The sequence below is a fragment of the Priestia sp. LL-8 genome, from assembly GCF_036227845.1.
In the GTDB taxonomy this organism is placed as follows: Bacteria; Bacillota; Bacilli; order Bacillales; family Bacillaceae_H; genus Priestia; species Priestia zanthoxyli.
In genome coordinates this window covers 3,540,670-3,556,616 of sequence record NZ_JAZAQH010000001.1, presented here as the reverse complement: position 1 = coordinate 3,556,616, position 15,947 = coordinate 3,540,670, and the positions used below count along the sequence as shown (strand labels likewise).

19 protein-coding genes are annotated in these 15,947 nt (G+C 34.9%); 14 read left to right on the top strand and 5 right to left on the bottom strand.

The genetic code is table 11. From position 1 onward, the window contains the following. Positions 1 to 28 precede the first annotated feature (28 nt). Positions 29 to 175, top strand: a complete 147-nt coding sequence (locus U9R83_RS18570) for a hypothetical protein (RefSeq protein WP_014458831.1) — start codon at positions 29 to 31, stop codon at positions 173 to 175. A 50-nt stretch (positions 176 to 225) separates the two neighbouring features. On the opposite strand, the gene U9R83_RS18565 is transcribed toward U9R83_RS18570, so the two are convergent. Beyond that, positions 226 to 939 carry a hypothetical protein gene (locus tag U9R83_RS18565; RefSeq protein WP_014458832.1) on the bottom strand — a complete coding sequence of 238 codons (714 nt, stop codon included), beginning with the start codon at positions 937 to 939 and terminating at the stop codon, positions 226 to 228. Positions 940 to 1,165: 226 nt separating this feature from the next. On the opposite strand from U9R83_RS18565, the gene U9R83_RS18560 reads away from it, so the two are divergent. The 3 genes from U9R83_RS18560 (at position 1,166) to U9R83_RS18550 (ending at position 2,612) form a co-directional block, all read left to right on the top strand. Further along, positions 1,166 to 1,768 (top strand): type 1 glutamine amidotransferase family protein, encoded by a 603-nt coding sequence (locus U9R83_RS18560; RefSeq protein WP_316910273.1) that lies wholly within the window; start codon positions 1,166 to 1,168, stop codon positions 1,766 to 1,768. A gap of 96 nt (positions 1,769 to 1,864) precedes the next feature. Continuing rightward, positions 1,865 to 2,248: a hypothetical protein gene (locus tag U9R83_RS18555; protein WP_328575369.1), complete on the top strand. Its 384-nt coding sequence runs from the start codon at positions 1,865 to 1,867 to the stop codon at positions 2,246 to 2,248. 196 nt (positions 2,249 to 2,444) lie between these two features. Further along, the gene (locus U9R83_RS18550) at positions 2,445 to 2,612 is read left to right on the top strand and encodes a hypothetical protein (RefSeq protein WP_014458835.1); all 168 of its coding nucleotides are present in this window, start codon (positions 2,445 to 2,447) and stop codon (positions 2,610 to 2,612) included. 402 nt (positions 2,613 to 3,014) lie between these two features. Here U9R83_RS18550 and U9R83_RS18545 read toward each other — a convergent pair whose 3' ends face one another. Next, the gene (locus U9R83_RS18545; RefSeq protein WP_013084390.1) at positions 3,015 to 3,206 is read right to left on the bottom strand and encodes a hypothetical protein; all 192 of its coding nucleotides are present in this window, start codon (positions 3,204 to 3,206) and stop codon (positions 3,015 to 3,017) included. Between the two features lie 381 nt (positions 3,207 to 3,587). Here U9R83_RS18545 and U9R83_RS18540 point away from each other — a divergent pair, with 381 nt between their 5' ends. Together U9R83_RS18540 and U9R83_RS18535 are read left to right on the top strand one after the other, a co-directional pair. After that, positions 3,588 to 4,007: a GNAT family N-acetyltransferase gene (locus U9R83_RS18540; protein WP_014458837.1), complete on the top strand. Its 420-nt coding sequence runs from the start codon at positions 3,588 to 3,590 to the stop codon at positions 4,005 to 4,007. 78 nt (positions 4,008 to 4,085) lie between these two features. Further along, positions 4,086 to 5,288, top strand: a complete 1,203-nt coding sequence (locus U9R83_RS18535) for an iron-containing alcohol dehydrogenase (RefSeq protein WP_328575368.1) — start codon at positions 4,086 to 4,088, stop codon at positions 5,286 to 5,288. Between the two features lie 79 nt (positions 5,289 to 5,367). Here U9R83_RS18535 and U9R83_RS18530 read toward each other — a convergent pair whose 3' ends face one another. Both U9R83_RS18530 and U9R83_RS18525 read right to left on the bottom strand, forming a co-directional pair. Next, complete coding sequence (locus tag U9R83_RS18530; RefSeq protein WP_208733014.1) at positions 5,368 to 5,961, bottom strand: hypothetical protein; 594 nt, start codon at positions 5,959 to 5,961, stop codon at positions 5,368 to 5,370. Positions 5,962 to 6,060: 99 nt separating this feature from the next. After that, positions 6,061 to 6,492, bottom strand: a complete 432-nt coding sequence (locus U9R83_RS18525; protein WP_226701535.1) for a hypothetical protein — start codon at positions 6,490 to 6,492, stop codon at positions 6,061 to 6,063. A 1,334-nt stretch (positions 6,493 to 7,826) separates the two neighbouring features. Between U9R83_RS18525 and U9R83_RS18520 the strand changes: the two genes are divergently transcribed. The 4 genes from U9R83_RS18520 (at position 7,827) to U9R83_RS18505 (ending at position 10,128) form a co-directional block, all read left to right on the top strand. Further along, positions 7,827 to 8,369: a sigma-70 family RNA polymerase sigma factor gene (locus tag U9R83_RS18520; protein ID WP_034267402.1), complete on the top strand. Its 543-nt coding sequence runs from the start codon at positions 7,827 to 7,829 to the stop codon at positions 8,367 to 8,369. Continuing rightward, entirely contained in the window at positions 8,353 to 9,444 is a 1,092-nt protein-coding gene (locus tag U9R83_RS18515; protein WP_208733015.1) for a DUF4179 domain-containing protein, read from the top strand. The genes U9R83_RS18520 and U9R83_RS18515 overlap by 17 nt, the downstream gene beginning before the upstream one ends. An 88-nt stretch (positions 9,445 to 9,532) precedes the next feature. Then, on the top strand, positions 9,533 to 9,778 hold the full coding sequence (locus U9R83_RS18510) for a GH32 C-terminal domain-containing protein (protein WP_308015004.1): 246 nt from the start codon (positions 9,533 to 9,535) through the stop codon (positions 9,776 to 9,778). A 152-nt stretch (positions 9,779 to 9,930) separates the two neighbouring features. Further along, positions 9,931 to 10,128 carry a ChaB family protein gene (locus U9R83_RS18505; protein WP_049165948.1) on the top strand — a complete coding sequence of 66 codons (198 nt, stop codon included), beginning with the start codon at positions 9,931 to 9,933 and terminating at the stop codon, positions 10,126 to 10,128. Positions 10,129 to 10,348: 220 nt separating this feature from the next. On the opposite strand, the gene U9R83_RS18500 is transcribed toward U9R83_RS18505, so the two are convergent. Then, positions 10,349 to 10,543 (bottom strand): hypothetical protein, encoded by a 195-nt coding sequence (locus tag U9R83_RS18500; RefSeq protein ID WP_028414863.1) that lies wholly within the window; start codon positions 10,541 to 10,543, stop codon positions 10,349 to 10,351. 290 nt (positions 10,544 to 10,833) lie between these two features. Here U9R83_RS18500 and U9R83_RS18495 point away from each other — a divergent pair, with 290 nt between their 5' ends. From U9R83_RS18495 to U9R83_RS18480, 4 genes are all read left to right on the top strand, one after another. After that, positions 10,834 to 11,466, top strand: a complete 633-nt coding sequence (locus U9R83_RS18495; RefSeq protein ID WP_328575367.1) for a TetR/AcrR family transcriptional regulator — start codon at positions 10,834 to 10,836, stop codon at positions 11,464 to 11,466. 68 nt (positions 11,467 to 11,534) lie between these two features. Then, entirely contained in the window at positions 11,535 to 13,232 is a 1,698-nt protein-coding gene (locus tag U9R83_RS18490) for an MFS transporter (RefSeq protein WP_328575366.1), read from the top strand. 149 nt (positions 13,233 to 13,381) lie between these two features. After that, entirely contained in the window at positions 13,382 to 13,915 is a 534-nt protein-coding gene (locus U9R83_RS18485; protein ID WP_155010464.1) for an SF0329 family protein, read from the top strand. Positions 13,916 to 14,450: 535 nt separating this feature from the next. After that, positions 14,451 to 15,896 carry a DHA2 family efflux MFS transporter permease subunit gene (locus U9R83_RS18480; protein WP_115654620.1) on the top strand — a complete coding sequence of 482 codons (1,446 nt, stop codon included), beginning with the start codon at positions 14,451 to 14,453 and terminating at the stop codon, positions 15,894 to 15,896. The last annotated feature ends 51 nt before the right edge of the window (positions 15,897 to 15,947 follow it).

Here is a 15,947-nt window from a genome sequence, read left to right as displayed (position 1 = left end):
AACTAAACAGGATAGGAGATGTAATAGAGTGAGTGGAAATCACGATGAAAATAAACCATTGACTCGTGCAGAAATGAAGCGAGGCCACTTAGCTACTCAACATCGCATTTTGAATGTACTTATCGTTCTTGCATCGATTGCTGCAGTGTATCTAGTAATAAAAACCATACTTTAAAAGAGCAGCCTTTATGGCTGCTCTTTTTATTTTGTCCCAACACCTCGCAACTACCAATTGAAAAAAGCTTTTAACGAAATCATTGTAGCGGCGTAGACAAGAGATGAGATTAAAAAGGTAGGCAAATGCGCATGTTTTTCAAAAGGGAGCTCTTTACTGATCACGTTAAATAACATTGCACCTGAACTAAAAGCAATCATCGACTCAATAAGCAGTCCTGATGAGGGTCCGAAAACGCCCAGAATTGACCCAAGAAAAGTTGCTCCGGCCAGCATATAGCGACCTCTAGTTTTGTGTAAGCGCGGATGTTTTTTTCCTAGATGGTAAGACCATCCGATAAAATGAAGGCTGATAGCCAGTCCGTAGAATACTGATTCAACTCGCTTAACATCGGTTGAAAACACGACATAAGAAATGATAAAAGAATAAATCATAAAAAAACTAGCCTGTACCATATAAACGGTCAGTTCCGTTAGGTGTGTGGCTGCTTTTGTCTGAGCAAATGAATACACTGAAAAATAGACGAGTAAGCCGAGAAGACCAAGAAAATATAGTTCAGTATCAAGGGCTAGCGATCCTCCAAACTCTTCTTGTTTCTTATGAAGCGTCGGTAAGATATAAATAAATACATAAGCAATAGCTACACCGCCTGATAATGAGAGCAGCTTTTGTTCTCCGATTGGAGAACGTTCGACAATCGTTAATGCGTATAGTTGAATGAGAATAAAAACAATACCTATTATGATTGATTCAATTGTAACCATGATGGTCTCCTTTTAAGGTTCACTTTTAGGGTTTAATTCCCTTTAATAGAAGAAGAGAAACCATGATTTAGATGGAAACATTGCTCAATTATAGATAGATGTTTTTAAACGTAATAGTTTGATATTGGTGTTATTTTACACTATATATATAAAGTGGTAAATTAAAATAGGTGATTGATCATGTACTTAGTTATATTTCTAATCAAGAATTAGGGGTGGTGTATGTATGAAAAAAGTGATGGTCTTTATTACAGATGGTTTTGCTGATTGGGAAGCCAGTTATGTGACAGCTGAGTTAAATAAACAGGGAACAGGATTTCAAGTTCAGACAGTGGCAATCGACAAACACCCCAAAACTTCAATGGGAGGATTGACCGTTCTTCCAGATTACAGCCTAAAAGACTTTCCTTTTAAACTGGACTTTGCGATGTTAATTATGCCTGGGGGAACGGGATGGAGAGAAGAGAAAAATCATCAGGTAAAGAAACTGGTGAGCTTTTGTTTTGAACATAACATTCCGGTTGCAGCGATTTGTGATGCAACGACCTTTTTAGGGAACTATGGGTTTCTTGATCAGAATAAACATACAGGTAATTCATTACCTTATTTGAAAGAAGGAGCACCTAATTATCTAGGGGATGAAAATTATATAGAAAAACAATCTGTTAGTGATGGCTGTCTAATTACAGCTAATGGAAGCGGTGCATTAGAATTTTCGAAGGACATTTTAAATAAATTAAATGTTTTAAAGAGTAAAGAACTAGAAGAATGGTACGCTTTATTTAAAAATGGTTTTATTCCAATAACAGGAGAACATATTGAAAAATAACTCACTTTAAATTACTTAAAAAAAGGCCAGATAATAATAAAAATTTACCCAATAGGATAATATGGCTGCTTTTTTACCGTGTAGGAGGATTCAAAATTGAAAAGAAATTTGTTGTTTTTAGGATTCATGTCTATTCTTTTATTAGTATTGAGTAGCTGTGGGAGTAAGGAAGAAAGCGTGCGTTTTGAAGGGGAAGGGGATCAGTGGAAAGCTTTGTATCTTTTAAATAAAGGCGAGAATACTCAAAACGGACAAGGCAGTATCATTTATAAAGGAAAAGACAAAGAGAAATTAGGAAAAGTTTCTTATGTTGTAGAAGGGGAAACAAGCAAATTATCAGGTACGGATGACGAGACAGAAGGGAAAATTAATTTAAATGGAAGCTGCAGTGGGTGTTCGACCCAAAGCAGCAACGCTCCTTTTCATGTGACAATAAAATGGAATGGTAAAGAAGATAAATTTGATTTAACATCAAAGTAAAACGATAAAACGTTGTATGTATATGAAACTAAAAATCTGGCACATTAATAACGTATTTTTCCTATTCTAATAAAGTTAAAAACCCTTTGCCTACATCAGAGAAAGATTTTTTTGAAAAAATCTTGCATTTATTGGTTGTTAATCTAAATAAAGGGGAATTACATCTATTAAGAGCATACAAAGGGGATAAATATTAGTGACAAATTATAGGTACTATACGGGATCCCTGTTTGTCAGGGAATTAGAACGTTTAAAAGAAGAATATATTCAACTGGATCTCGACGATATGAAAAGAATGGTTGAAGAAGATATTTTACTGTTAGAAAAAGCGGTGAATATGTTGTCTATGAATACCGTTTCTTAAATTAAGCAAATTACTCAAAATACAATAAAGCATTATCTAACGACTACTGTTCATTCAATTTTAAAAAATGCTACCTCTTGTAACTGGGAAGAGGTGGTCTTTTTCAATTTCTAGACTGGATAGGGCATATGAAACAAAAAAAAGCGTTTGAAAGAAGTTTTATAACATTTCCTAGTTTCTAACAAATGTTGCCCAAACAAAAAAAGGACATTTCTTCTATGCCCTGTTCCCTCATATCAGCCCCGCCTACGCTAAATACTATGACAGCCACTCATGCCATCCAACCTATACTTAGTATAAACGAAAGCGTTTACAAAGTAAAGATATTGATAAAATATTCTGTCTATTTTTTATATTAAACTTATTTCTTTCGAATAATATCAAATATAATAGATGAAATTTTTAATGTCTAGAGATTAACTCACTCATTAATCTATTTAAAGCAATGTGTAATATATCATGTTCTGTATACTCTTGTTCAAAGGCTAGACTTCTTTTTTCTTTTTTTCTCAACAACTTTCTAATTTCATCACATAAGTAAATTTGAGAATCCAAAAGCTTTATTTCTTTTATATCTTTTGTTTGTTTAGACATAAAATCAACTCCTTTATGACTCTTTAAGAAACTATTTTATCTTAAAAAGTAAAAATCCTTCTTCTATTACATCGGAATAACGTAATGGGGTTTATTCTTTGCCTATATCCCATCTGATAAATTTTTCGGTTTCCCTGTCCCTAAAAATGCAAAGTTAGTAAAAGGAAAAGAACGTGTAAACATATATGAATGGTCTAAAGCTTCTGAAGAAAACGGCATACCGTCAGGATATAAATTAGTGATCAAATCAAAAGGGTGGAAGGAAAGGGACCGAGAAGGGGCCTCGACTTATTATGAAAAAGGAAATCAGAGAATTGATTTAATATCTCAAACCGATGAATTAACCCTCATAAATGGTTAAATGATGAACGTGCAATACGAATGATAGGCAGAACACCTTTAACTTATGAAGAGGTGGTACAAGAAGTAGAAAAGAAAAGAATGAACAACGATTTAATTCTAGGAATTGAAAGCGATGAAAAAGAATTAGTTGGGTGGATATTTCTGAAGGATATAGACCATGGACATGGAAGAGCTAGTATAGGAATTCTCCTATCTTCAGAATCTAGAGGTCACGGATATGGTCGAATGGCTATGGAGCAAATGATTGATTTAGGATTTAAACAGCTTCGTCTAAATAAAATCTATTTAACCACAAGAGGAATAAACGAACAGGCAATTGCACTATATGAAAAAATTGGTTTTATTATCGAAGGGAAATTAAGAAATCATGCCTATGTGGATGGGAAATACGTAGATACATATTTTATGGGTATATTAGCTTCAGAGTGGAACAAGTAAGTTTACAGGCCATGGTGAAATGAAAAAACAGTGCTTCTTAAGACAGGTATTTAAGTTTAGATAACCGGAGGGATATAAATGAAATCTTATAACTATTTTTGTTCTACACAAATTGAGGTAGGGATGGGCAAAGCTAGAGAATTACCAGCAATGCTAAAATCTTTAAATATCGGTTCATCAATTTTAGTCGTGAGTGATCCAGGTGTGGTTCGTGCAGGACTAGTTTCACCAATTGTAACTGCCTTGGAGGCTTCTGGTTACCGTGTGTTGTTGTTTGACTCAATTGAACAAAACCCTCGAGATACAAATTGTTCGGCAGGTGCTAAATTATTTTGTGAATTTGGTGCAGATGCAGTTGTTGCTATTGGGGGCGGGAGTGCTATGGATACAGGAAAAGCTATTGCACTGTGCGGTCCAAACGGCGGGGAACCATCTGACTATGCAGACGGACGGCTTTTGTATTCAAACATTGCACCAGTTATTTGTATTCCAACTACTTCAGGTACAGGCTCAGAGGTTACTCGGTCTGCTGTAATTACGGAGGCATCTACACATCGAAAGATGACGCTCAAACATGCTTCATTAAGACCTGTCTTGGCGATTCTTGATGCTGAACTAACATTAAGTCTTCCTCCTTCTGTTACGGCTGCGACTGGCATTGATGCACTCGTTCATGCGATTGAAGGTTATACGTGTAAAGTAACAAATCCTATTTCACAAGCGCTTGGGGCTCAAGCAATGAGAACGATTGTTTCAGCATTGCCTATCGTTTTCCGCAATGGTAAAAATGAAACGGCTCGTCAAGATATGCTGGAAGGAAGTCTCTTAGCTGGCCTTTGTTTTGGATCTGCAGATGTTGCCTCGGTACACTGCTTAGCAGAAGCGCTTGGAGGACTTTATGATACCCCGCATGGAGTTGCTAACGCAGTATTTTTACCATACGTATTACGATTTAATTCTATGGAGAATAAGCAGCTGCATGCTACATTAGCAAGGTATATGAGTTTTGCCAAAGATTCAGATTCAGATGAAATAGCTGTTGAAAAATTAATTCAAGGAATTATAGAATTAACAGAATCATTAAATATTCCTAAATTAAAAGAGCTAGAGGGTGTAAAGAAAGAAGACTTTCCGAGCATTGTAAAGTTGGCTATGCAAAACAACTCAACGCCAAGTAACGTCCGCTTAATTACCGAGGCTGATTATATGCAAATTCTTGAACAAGCTTACTTTGACCGTGTAGATAAAAAACGGCATTCTGAAGTAGAGAGTTTGAAGTAAAGAATGAAAATTAAAAACCGGCCCCAATTGTCAGACAGTGTCTAACGATTTGGGGCCAGTTTTTAAGTAGTATCTATTTTTAATAAGAAGATACATAATACCAGTTTTTATGTACTTTTTCTATCTGTTTAAAATCTCCGTCAAAATCGCTTTTGGAAGGTTTATGATCATTTGGGTCATAAACAAATCCTGAGAAATTGTCTAGCATCCCACGGTACGTAAAGAAAAGAATTGATGTCGACTTTCCTTTTGTTTCTACTTCAATGTCGCCTCCACCTTTAGACAATTGAGTATACTCTTTTGGCAATTGAATAAGTGATGGACTATCGGGTACGTTAGGTTTAATCATGCCATTTTCTATTTTAGCCGCAGCTTCTTCTCTCTTCTCTTGATGGATTTTAAAGTTCAAATCCAAGTTGACTTGAGTAAAGGGAAAGAAGAACCATAATATAATAGTAATGAGCTGAATAACAAGCGGCTGCCACTTTCTATTTTTAAAAAGATGAATCAATGCCCATACAGTTATGATGATAAAGAAGGCATATACAAATAACCAAACAGGCAACATTAAAAATTCCGTTATCATATCAACCAGATCCCACTGGAATAACGATACTGAAATAACTAACAAACTACTAACTAACGACAAAAGCAACAATCGACTACGTTTCACACATTTTCCTCTTTCTGAAATTATTCTTTTTTATAATATATATGAAAATCCTTCTGTATCATAATGTACGTTTGCGTTAGAAGCAAAAGCAAACCTTAATTAAATTTTCTTTCTGTTAAAAACCTTATTTATAAGTAGCAAAACATGATAAAAAGTATTAGATGCAAAAATACCCAGGGCAAAAAAATAAAATAACAATTGATAATCTAACTGAATTCCTTCAAACAGAAAGTAAAATGCTAAACCAGGAACTATTCCTGCTAACGAGTACATTAAGAGTTTAGACAAGTACATTTTTCTTGTCTGCCTGTTATGTGCTAGCATATCAATTAGATAGGAACAAATAAGTCCAACAACTATATAAACGGGTAAAGTATACATAAATGTAAATACGAATGTATCTGTAAAGCTGAAGTAATAAATATTAGGTTCTTTTTCACTTTCAGGTGTTAAGCTGATTATCCCGTAGACAGCACTAAAAATAGCAGTAGATAAAAGGGAAGTAACAACTAATTTTATAAAACGACTCAAGACAGTGCTCCTTTAATTTTATACTTAGTTCAGCTTTTTATCTTTTCTAGTCTTCTTGTTTGCTTAAAATGAATTTTAGTAGAGGTAAATCACTAATGCTAAATAAATCTGTGGGCTAGCTTGACCCACCCCAAGTAGGAGATTCCTAAAATAAAAGCCCAAAGAAATGCTACACGAATATTTCTAGGTATAGAAATCCATAGCTTTAACATGTTCCAAAGTAAGTGATCTTTATTCGATTTTTTCATTGTTCGTAGATCCTTTCTCAGCTAAGCCGTTCTTCCTTAAGCAGCTCTAAACCATTTTTGCTTACGTAATAGACTAAGTTTCTTTTTAGCAGCCATTGTTTCCTTGGAAGGCAAAAACGGTAGTGTTCCTCCAAATAAATCTTCTATCAACAAAATCACCTCTTATACAGTTAAAGGTAATTATATCATTGATTACCATAAGTGGAGTTCTTTTTTAATTAACTATCATATGAATTCCTTAAAATGTAGTATGTACAGCAACGACATAATAAAATTCTTGTTTTTTCACACAATGTTTACGTATATACCTTACTAGAAGGGGATTCTTTCTATCTAAAATTGTATGACAACCTTTCAATTAATATGCTATAATTATTTATAGACCTAATCTTTCTTAAACTTTTGCAATGCTTAAAATTCGAAAAAGCCATCTCACTTTTTAATATCAAAAGAATGAGGTGGCTTTTTATTTTATGATGTAGTTTATTCCTCTTCAGGAATCTTAATTAAAATAGTGATAGCAACTGTTGTCAGAAATATAACCCCTAAAATGATCAATAGATTTGTACTCATATGTCCCATCTGCCCTTCTGCTATAATCCCTATAATGTCATTTTAACAAAGAAAACAATTGAATAGAATAAGAAATGAAAGCGTTTTATTTTTTATTTATAATCTCCTTCGAAAGATACGTACTTTTAGTTCCACGTACTGTTATGTAAGTACAACATCTTGTTCTTCGCTCTTGGATGTGGATTGCAAGGCTTTGAATTTATTCGAGAAATGACTACTGCAAGAGGATCAGAAATAATGATGCTTTTAATTATAAAACAAGGGATATGTGTTTTATCCAAAGCAACAGACTCATCCATCCAATTATCTAAGTAACTTGAAACTTGGAGCACACCATTCTTCTCATGCAGCATGTACAGATGTCACGAATCGTTTTCACAAGAGCATAGGGTATTTATCGCTGATATTTTACTTTATAGATAGTAAAAATAAAATATTTTTTGAAAAAAATGGAGATAATGAAACTTTTTGCTTGTTGAGACGACTCTAATTAATGAAGGGAGTGATAATACTGTGAAACATAATATACATACAGTAAAACAAGCAATAAACGGAGACAGCAGAGCTTTTGAAGAGCTGCTTTTTCAAGAAGAGAAAATGCTTTATTATAAAGCTCTTTCTTATGTTGGAACAAAGGAAGATGCTCTTGATGTTATCCAAGAAACAGCATGTAAAGCCTTTCTGGCGATAGGTCACTTGCGAGAACCAGAATATTTTTCAACCTGGCTATTTAAAATCCTTATTCGAGAGTGTTACAAGCTATTAAAGAAACGAGAACAAATCGTACCTTATGAAGAACACGAATTATTAAAGAGGTTAGATGAAAAACAAGAAAAAGAAATTGAATCTTTTCATTTAACTGAGGCATTATCTAAACTTAATTCATCTTATCAAACGTCTATTATCTTATTTTACTACCATGATCTATCCATTCAGGATATTTCGGACGTGATGGAAAAACCGGTTGGTACAGTAAAAACGTATCTACGTAGAGCAAAGAAAAAATTGAGAAGTGAATTAGAAAGGAGCTATAAATTAAATGAAAGAATCTCATGAGCATGTAGAAAATTTCCCACAAGAACAGGTTCGGTCAGCTATTCAAGCAGGTATCAGTCAAGCAGAATCACAAATGAGTGGTAACAAGGTAAGTTATAAATATAGCCATAAAATCAGTAATAAAAAAAGGAAAGGCTTATATGCTTTGTCTAGTGTGGCAGTCGCTTTTGGACTATTAGTTGCTTCTTCTTATCAATCTCCAGCTTTAGCAAGCACTTTGTCTCAAATACCTCTTATTGGTTCTGTTTTTGCAGATTCTAATTCCGTTGGTTTGAAACAAGCTCAAAAAAATGGACTGACCAGCCAGGTTGGAGAGACCCAAACTGTTAATGGAATATCTGTTACGCTTGATGAAATTTTATACGACCAAAGTGGCATTAGCCTTAGTTATATCATAAAATCAGAAAAAAAATTGGGAGAATATTATTTTGGTAGCGGTATGGATTTTACCATAAATGGAAAATCACCTGACGGATCTTCGGGTGGATATGAAGAAAAAGTTCAATCTGCCACAACTCGAACGGCCATTCAGGAGATAAACGTATCCGAAGATATGCCAAATGCTTTTGAGCTTGGATTAATCTTACACGGTGAAAATGGGGAAACGTGGTATTTCTCAAATCCAATCAAAAAAATTACGGATATTAAGAAGGTTCCTATTAATCAATTACAGAATGTTGATGGCATCACTCTTAATGTTAAGGACTTATCTTTAAGTAAAACAGGTATGAACATATCTTATGAGAGTTCTGAAAAAGGAGAGGACTTTGAACTAAGCAGAGTTGGATATATAGAATTCCAAGTAGTTGATCAAGATGGAAAGGAAATTACAAGCCATTCAGGTGGAGCAAGCGGTCAAAAAGTGAAAGATAAGCTAGTGTTTAAGAGTAATAAAAAGTTTGATCCAATTGACTCACATGTTACTGAATTAAACGTTACTCCTTATTTATCTCTTCCAACAGACGGGGGAGGAGTCGAATTCGATGAAAACGGCGAGTCAAGAGATATAGGTTTTAAAGGTGGCTCTTTAAAACCAGTTAAATTTAAACCTTTTAAAGTGAAAATACCGCAATAAGTTTATTTTGTAAAAAGAGCTGATATCCAGCTCTTTTTACTTTTTTGAATCACCCTACATTAAGTATTAAAAGAGATAGTGTACAAAAATCCCCTCTAATGCTACTACTACAATTAAAAATCAAGTCAAATCGATAAAATTTTTTATTATTTTTTCTTACGAGGTTTCAATTGAAGTTTTTATTAATGAAGGCGAGAAAGTGATCACGAGCAGAATCTATCCTGTAGAAAATGCAAAAGGTATTTGTTTCTTTGCTGATCAAGAAATTGAATTGATTACCTTAAGCAAATGGAACTTAAGCAAGGGCGTTTCCCCGCTGATGTTTAAAGGGTAATTAGATTCACTTGAAGAACAGGCTTCCTAGAGAGGTGCTGCTCTTTTTTATAGAGTCAAAACTCCAATTCGTTTTCAGAGTTTATTAAATGTTTATACTCATTAAGAACAGGTAAATCATTAGTAAAAGACGTTTTCAAGGAGGAATACTATATGCCCTACAATTCATTAAAAGAACTGCCTGATGGAGTAAAAGATAATCTTCCTCATCATGCTCAGGAAATTTATAAAGAAGCATTTAATTCAGCCAGTGACGAATACAAAGAAGAAGCTACGGCGCATAAAGTTGCGTGGAATGCAGTAAAAACAAAGTACAAAAAGGATAGTAATGACCACTGGGTGAAAAAATAGCGAGAAAAGAGCTTAAAAGAAGTTTAGTGGAAGGAAGATTCGAACGATAAACTGTTCGGATCTTTTTTATTATGAGGGTGAATGTAGGTGCTTGTAGCCGTTAATTGGACAGCAAGGCAAAAGACTCCTGCGGGCTCACTTGCCGCCTGCGAAAAGCGAAGCCTTGCATGGAAATTAACAGCGGTGTAACAAGCAATTCATACCCCGTTTATATCGTTACTTATTCTTTTTCAGCTACGGTAAAGTATTGAACGCTGCTTTTAACGAGTACCAAGTCATTTGCTAAGTCCAATACTTTACTTTTATCTTCAAATCTATATTGTATGTAGTTCTTTGCACGAATAAGTGATTTAGTTTCAACTATATGACTGATTTCACCATTGATTAAGTGAAACGTTACTTCAAACTTTTTCATAAGAAAACACCTCCATAATATCAATTTTTACTATTCCTTCATTTCTAATACCATTTCTTTTGAACGTTTTTAAAAAAGATTTCACTCTTGAGTTCACGCAATCCATCTCTAATAATGGAATGTTTTAACCCTACCCAATTTTTGATATTGACAGATTGGCAATACTTTGTGAGACTTAATATACATGATGTTCATTAGTTTACATTATGTATAAAATGTATGTTGACGATACAGTATAGTTTAAATAGTCCATCGTATGTCTTAATAAAATTGATATAAGGAGATCAACTATGTCTAAAAAAACAAAAGTAGATCCCAGGATAAAAAGAACAAATAAATACTTAAGAGACGCTTTAGTCGAACTTCTTAAAGAAAAAGATGTCACGTCCATTACGATTCAAGAAATTACGGAAAAAGCGGAATTAACGCGAGGGACCTTTTATTTACATTATCAAGATAAGCAAGACTTTCTTGTTCAGATCATGAATGAAGTTTTAGAAGAGCTAATAGAGCAAGTAAAGCCTAAACAAAATAACGAGACTTCCTCAGAAGTAGAAGAAAAAGACGAGTCTGTTTCTTTCTTAAAGCTTTTTGAATTCATCTACGAACACGCGGATTATTTTAAAGTCATGCTAAGTGACCGAGGATTGCCTCAATTCAGAAGTCATATGACGGAAATTGTAAAGAAGAGAGTGTACGGAGAGCTCATCTCTTCGATTGGAGAAGCAGAGGATGGACTTGATATTCCTAAAGATATCCTGATTAGCTATATCACATCAGCTCATATAGGTGTCATTTGTTCTTGGTTAGAAAGCGATATGAAATTTAGCCCTGCATTTATGGCTGATAAATTAACCCGTTTAACCCTTCTAGGGCCAATTCGAGTGGCAGGTTTAGAAAATAAAATAAAGCTTCCTTACTGAAGCTTTATTTTTTAGTTTGTTGAAATAAAGATATTTTACAATCATGAAAGGCAGAAAGGAATTGTGGTATGAAAATAGAAAAACACTGGGAGATTTCCTTACTGGCAGTTTTAGCTATTGGTCCTGGTTTAATGTTAAACACTTCATTAAATTCTATACGTGAAATTCTCCAACAAACGTTTAACAATCAATCTTATATTTCGATAACACCGGTTTTAATAGGGATTATAAGCTTTGCATTTTGTATTCCGTTTGGACCGATTCTTCGACACGAGCTAGGGGAGAGGAGTACTTATGTTCTTTCGATGTGTTTGTTTCTTATAGGAGCTATCGTAAGTATTGCTTCTAACAGCTTTCTAGGAATGGGCATTGGTCGGTTTTTACAAGGGACAGGAACGGGTTTAGCACTTATGATGATGATTCCAATGCTGGTTCTTTCTTTTCCGATTTATAAACGGAACTTGGCATTACTGATTCTTATTGGTGGATTTTATGGCTCTAGCGTTGTGGGCATTTTTCTCGGAATGTTAGTGAACAGCTACGGACACTGGAGATGGTTATTTTATATAGCGGCCGTACTTTCCTTACTGGGAATATGCTTCAGCTACAAATTTTTAACAAATGATCACGCCAAGCAACAGAACAAACATCATGAACCATTTGACATCATCGGTGTAGCGTTAATGTTTATGGTTACTGCATTTATTACGTTTACATTACTTAATCTCCAAAAATCAGGATGGGCATCTACTTATGTATGGATAGGCATAGTAGGAAGCATCATTTTTTTATGTTTTTTATTTATAGCAGAATGGCATATTAAAAATCCTTTAATTCCCTTTCGATTAGTGGCTTCTCGAAAACCAGCTCTCGCTATCTTAATCGCTGTTATAGGAAATATTAGTATGAGTCTCACTCTTTTATCCCTACAAGGATTGCTTAAAAGTGGATCTAGTTTTGATAAAGGAGACATTTCACTGATCTATATCGGGCTTTTTGCGGGGATAGTGATTGCGGCCATATTAAGTGCCGTATTATATGATAAAGTCGGGCCGGGGGTATTAGGTATTATAGGAGCCATTATTATTATGGGAGTAAACATACAGTGGATGTATTTGGACGGTCAGGCTTCAGCTTTTCTCTTTGTTAGTAGCTTCGCAGCTTTAATCGCAGGAGTAGGATTCACAGTCGCTGCAGGTCTGATGGGTGCTGCTTTAGGCGGACCGCTACCAAGTTTAGTCCCTCGAATGGTCACCGTTCAATTTATAAGAGTTACAGTATCTGCAGTCATTCCTGTAATCAGCAGTATTGTTTTTGCAAAGGTGTATAAAGATCACCTTGCGACGGTAAGTGCAGAGAGCCAGGTTGCTAGTAAAGAAAATTTTACTCAGTCTCTACATGTAAAATCTGAAATCATTACGTATCATACCTTTTCTACGTTTTCGTGTGTATTGAGCATTGTGGTATTCATTCTCTCGTTTTTGATGTTTTTAACAGGTAAGGGACACAAGCTGGCTCACAAGCCGCATGATAAAGAAAAAAATAAAGAAAAGCTGAGTACCGAAGAGGTTCACAGTAAAAAAGCTATTCCCGTTTTTGAGCATTCGCCTAAAGAGATTGTTTCGAATCAAGTCATTGGTGACAGCGAGTATAGAGAAGCTTTAAAAAAGTTTGGCCAGCCTAAATTTTCTCCTGATAAAATGCTGCATATGAAAGATCAAGAATATAGAAAAGCTCTTAAAAGGATGAAGGATATGGGACAATAAGTTAAAATGAAGAAATTTGAATGAAGAAGAGAAAGAGCAAACTCACGTGTAAGAGAGTTTGCTCTTTTAATTTTTGCATATACTTCTTTTCTACTACCACAGATATGTTATAATGGTAAAATTTAATAGGTTGAAAGGGAGGGAGTTTATTGCTGTATCATCCAAAATGGAGCAAAGCAAAGAAACGTTTACTGAGTTTTGTATGCGAATCTTTGCATTCAAGAGTAGATTTTCAAGTGATTAATTATCGAAAAGCACATGACCAGTTAGGTAGAGCTGTTATAACTGTTGATAAAGTAGAAATGTTAAATATGTGTACGATTACTGCTGAAAAAGAAGAATATTATAGAGAAAGAGATATTCGTATTCAGTTAGACGATTTTACTTATGATAATGTTTTTAATAATCGAGCAATCCAAGAACAAGCTCAAGAACAATTAAAAACGGAAGGCATTTATGCACAATATGATTTCTTTTCTGCTTTGGAGGAATATTTTAATTCACCAATTGAATTATCTTTAAAGTCGAATGATATGTTAATAAAAATATTGTGTATGCTTGACCGTCGTGTAGGAAAAAGAACTTTACGTAAAATGAAAGAATCCATTTTAGAAGAAAACACATTCGTTCAGGATTTTTATAAATTACGTTGTGAAGCAGAGAATATACATAGTAGCCAATGAACATAAACAGAACTTCTATTACATTCAAAAATGACTATATACGTCATTGCTAATGAAATAACAGAAACAAATTTTAATTGTCACAGGGCACTAAGTTAGGTATATAGATATCATTATTTAGTATATTTTAGATAGAAACAGTACTTATAGATGTGTTACAATATTCCTGGTATACAAAGTGGAAATTCATTTTTCCTTTGTGCAGGGGAATGGTATAAATATGTGCCTTTCCTCTTTTCATTTTTTAGTTCTATCTTGCTTATTGAAAAAGCATATACATAAATGGGAAACAGTTTACATACGTAATTTAGAAATGAAATGGAGAGAGAGGTAACTGTGGGAAGAAACGAATTTAGAAGACAAAAAGCAACCCAGGCAAAAGAGAAGAGAAAGAAAAAGCTTAATCAGCACAATGTCTTAAACTTATTGCTAATCTTTATGTCGGTATGTATTGTTTGTCTGCTAATCAACTTATCATTGAGATAGAAAAAAATTTATCAAAAAGAGTACGTAAAAGAGAGGAAGACAATTTAATATGAGTAATCAACAAATAGCAGCCGAAGGCTCTAACATCAAAGTGCTGCCGATTATTACGTCGTTTCTTATTGCCGGGTTTATCGGTTTATTTAGTGAAACAGCGCTAAATATGGCGTTAAAAGAGCTAATTTCAGGCTTTGGTATTCACGAAACAACGGCACAATGGCTAACAACAGGGTATCTATTAACGTTAGGAATTCTGGTACCTATTTCAGGTTTTATTCTTCAGCGGTTTACGACGAGACAGCTTTTTATAGCATCGCTAATCTGCTCGATTATCGGAACATTTATTGCCGCTATCGCACCAACGTTTGGGGTGCTAATGATTGCCCGTGTCGTGCAAGCTGTGGGAACTGCCTTACTTTTACCGCTTATGTTCAACACGATTCTTGTTATTATTCCACCGCATAAGCGTGGAAAGTCAATGGGGATCATTGGCCTTGTTATTATGTTTGCTCCAGCTGTTGGACCAACTGTATCAGGCTTAATCTTAAAAACATTAACGTGGCACTGGATTTTCTGGATTTCACTTCCATTATTAGTGGTTGCCTTGGTGTTTGGAGCTTTCTTTATGCAGAACGTTACCACACCAACAAAGCCAAAAATCGATATGATTTCTGTTGTTCTTTCAACAATAGGTTTTGGAGGAATTGTATTTGGATTTAGCAGCGCTGGAGAAGGCGGGGGCTGGGGAAGTCTACAGGTTATTCTAACTCTTGTGATTGGAACTGTTGCACTAGTTGCCTTCTCTATTCGTCAAACGAAGATGAAAGAGCCAATGTTAGACCTTAAAGCCTTTAAGTATCCAATGTTTACAATTGGTCTTTTATTAATTCTAGTCTGCATGATGGTACTACTGTCTGCCATGATGATTTTACCCCTGTACTTACAAACATCATTAGCTTTATCAACCTTTGCCGCTGGCCTAATGCTTCTTCCAGGAGGAGTGATTAACGGAATTCTTTCACCGGTTATGGGCGGATTATTTGACCGTTTTGGTCCCAAATGGCTAGTTATTCCTGGTCTTTTGATTGTAGTCGGCACCATGTATGGTTTTTCAACCGTAACGCTGGAAACGTCAACAGGGTTTATCATTGGGTTACACATTGCGCTTATGATAGCTATTTCGATGATTATGATGCCAGCTCAAACAAATGGATTAAATCAGCTCCCACCTGAGCTGTACCCGCATGGAACAGCGATTATGAACACTTTACAGCAGGTTTCAGGCGCAATTGGAACAGCTGTTGGAATCTCGATTCTGTCATCAGGTTCAAGAAGCTTCCTTGAGACGGTATCAGATAAAATGGATCCATTAAACCAAGTTCTTGCCTTTACCAACGGTGTTCAGCATGCGTTCATCTTTGCGATTATTGTTTCAATTGTTGGATTGGTTATCTCGTTCTTTATCAAGAGAGTTAATGTTGAACAGAAGGCGCATTAATAAAAACCACAGACCATTATCGATGTAAAGGATTCAGTTTTCGAATACAAA